Annotated in this window: 1 rRNA gene (running past one end of the window); it reads left to right on the top strand. The window is 56.5% G+C overall.

Going from position 1 to position 2,606, the window contains the following annotated elements:
• Nucleotides 1-2,474, top strand: a 23S ribosomal RNA gene (locus ACZ56U_RS39890); it begins 198 nt to the left of the window's first position.
• The last annotated feature ends 132 nt before the right edge of the window (nucleotides 2,475-2,606 follow it).

Raw genomic sequence — 2,606 nt, 5'->3', positions numbered from 1 at the left:
TCTCGTGACTGCGTGCCTTTTGAAGAATGAGCCTGCGAGTTTGCGGTGTGTTGCGAGGTTAACCCGTGTGGGGAAGCCGTAGCGAAAGCGAGTCCGAATAGGGCGATTCAGTAGCGCGCTCAAGACCCGAAGCGGAGTGATCTAGCCATGGGCAGGTTGAAGCGGAGGTAAGACTTCGTGGAGGACCGAACCCACCAGGGTTGAAAACCTGGGGGATGACCTGTGGTTAGGGGTGAAAGGCCAATCAAACTCCGTGATAGCTGGTTCTCCCCGAAATGCATTTAGGTGCAGCGTCGTGTGTTTCTTGCCGGAGGTAGAGCACTGGATAGGCGATGGGCCCTACCGGGTTACTGACCTTAGCCAAACTCCGAATGCCGGTAAGTGAGAGCACGGCAGTGAGACTGTGGGGGATAAGCTCCATGGTCGAGAGGGAAACAGCCCAGAGCATCGACTAAGGCCCCTAAGCGTACGCTAAGTGGGAAAGGATGTGGAGTCGCACAGACAACCAGGAGGTTGGCTTAGAAGCAGCCACCCTTGAAAGAGTGCGTAATAGCTCACTGGTCTAGTGATTCCGCGCCGACAATGTAGCGGGGCTCAAGCGTACCGCCGAAGTCGTGTCATTTCAGCATATACGCCCAACGGCGGCTGGGATGGGTAGGGGAGCGTCGTGTGCCGGGTGAAGCTGCAGCGGAAGCTAGTGGTGGACGGTTCACGAGTGAGAATGCAGGCATGAGTAGCGATACACACGTGAGAAACGTGTGCGCCGATTGACTAAGGGTTCCTGGGTCAAGCTGATCTGCCCAGGGTAAGTCGGGACCTAAGGCGAGGCCGACAGGCGTAGTCGATGGATAACCGGTTGATATTCCGGTACCCGCTGTGAAGCGTCAAACATCGAATCCAGTGATGCTAAGGCCGTGAAGCCGTTCCGGACCCTTCGGGGAAAGGAAAGTGGTGGAGCCGCTGACCCGATCTGGTAGTAGGTGAGTGATGGGGTGACGCAGGAAGGTAGTCCATCCCGGGCGGTGGTTGTCCCGGGGTAAGGGTGTAGGCCGTGATCTAGGCAAATCCGGATCACATTAAGGCTGAGACCTGATGCCGAGCCGATTGTGGTGAAGTGGATGATCCTATGCTGTCGAGAAAAGCCTCTAGCGAGTTTCATGGCGGCCCGTACCCTAAACCGACTCAGGTGGTCAGGTAGAGAATACCGAGGCGTTCGGGTGAACTATGGTTAAGGAACTCGGCAAAATGCCCCCGTAACTTCGGGAGAAGGGGGGCCATCACTGGTGAGAGGACTTGCTCCTCGAGCTGGGGGTGGCCGCAGAGACCAGCGAGAAGCGACTGTTTACTAAAAACACAGGTCCGTGCGAAGCCGTAAGGCGATGTATACGGACTGACGCCTGCCCGGTGCTGGAACGTTAAGGGGACCGGTTAGTCACATTTCGGTGTGGCGAAGCTGAGAACTTAAGCGCCAGTAAACGGCGGTGGTAACTATAACCATCCTAAGGTAGCGAAATTCCTTGTCGGGTAAGTTCCGACCTGCACGAATGGCGTAACGACTTCTCGACTGTCTCAACCATAGGCCCGGTGAAATTGCACTACGAGTAAAGATGCTCGTTTCGCGCAGCAGGACGGAAAGACCCCGGGACCTTTACTACAGTTTGATATTGGTGTTCGGTTCGGCTTGTGTAGGATAGGTGGGAGACTTTGAAGCGGGCACGCCAGTGTTCGTGGAGTCGCCGTTGAAATACCACTCTGGTCGTGCTGGATGTCTAACCTGGGTCCGTGATCCGGATCAGGGACAGTGTCTGATGGGTAGTTTAACTGGGGCGGTTGCCTCCTAAAGAGTAACGGAGGCGCCCAAAGGTTCCCTCAGCCTGGTTGGCAATCAGGTGTTGAGTGTAAGTGCACAAGGGAGCTTGACTGTGAGACCGACGGGTCGAGCAGGGACGAAAGTCGGGACTAGTGATCCGGCGGTGGCTTGTGGAAGCGCCGTCGCTCAACGGATAAAAGGTACCCCGGGGATAACAGGCTGATCTTCCCCAAGAGTCCATATCGACGGGATGGTTTGGCACCTCGATGTCGGCTCGTCGCATCCTGGGGCTGGAGTCGGTCCCAAGGGTTGGGCTGTTCGCCCATTAAAGCGGTACGCGAGCTGGGTTTAGAACGTCGTGAGACAGTTCGGTCCCTATCCGCTGCGCGCGCAGGAATATTGAGAAGGGCTGTCCCTAGTACGAGAGGACCGGGACGGACGAACCTCTGGTGTGCCAGTTGTCCTGCCAAGGGCATGGCTGGTTGGCTACGTTCGGGAGGGATAACCGCTGAAAGCATCTAAGCGGGAAGCCTGCTTCGAGATGAGTATTCCCACCCACTTGATGGGGTAAGGCTCCCAGTAGACGACTGGGTTGATAGGCCGGATCTGGAAGCCCAGTAATGGGTGGAGGTGACCGGTACTAATAGGCCGAGGGCTTGTCCTCAGTTGCTCGCGTCCACTGTGTTGGTTCTGAAACCACGAACGGCCCCATGCCCATGGTCACGGGTGTGGTGCGGCTGAAACAGTTTCATAGTGTTTCGGTGGTCATAGCGTGAGGGAAACGCCCGGTTACATT

It is taken from the genome of Streptomyces sp. NPDC034103, assembly GCF_055575395.1.
Note: the sequence above shows the minus strand (reverse complement) of the source record. Positions and strands in the feature narration are given on the sequence as shown.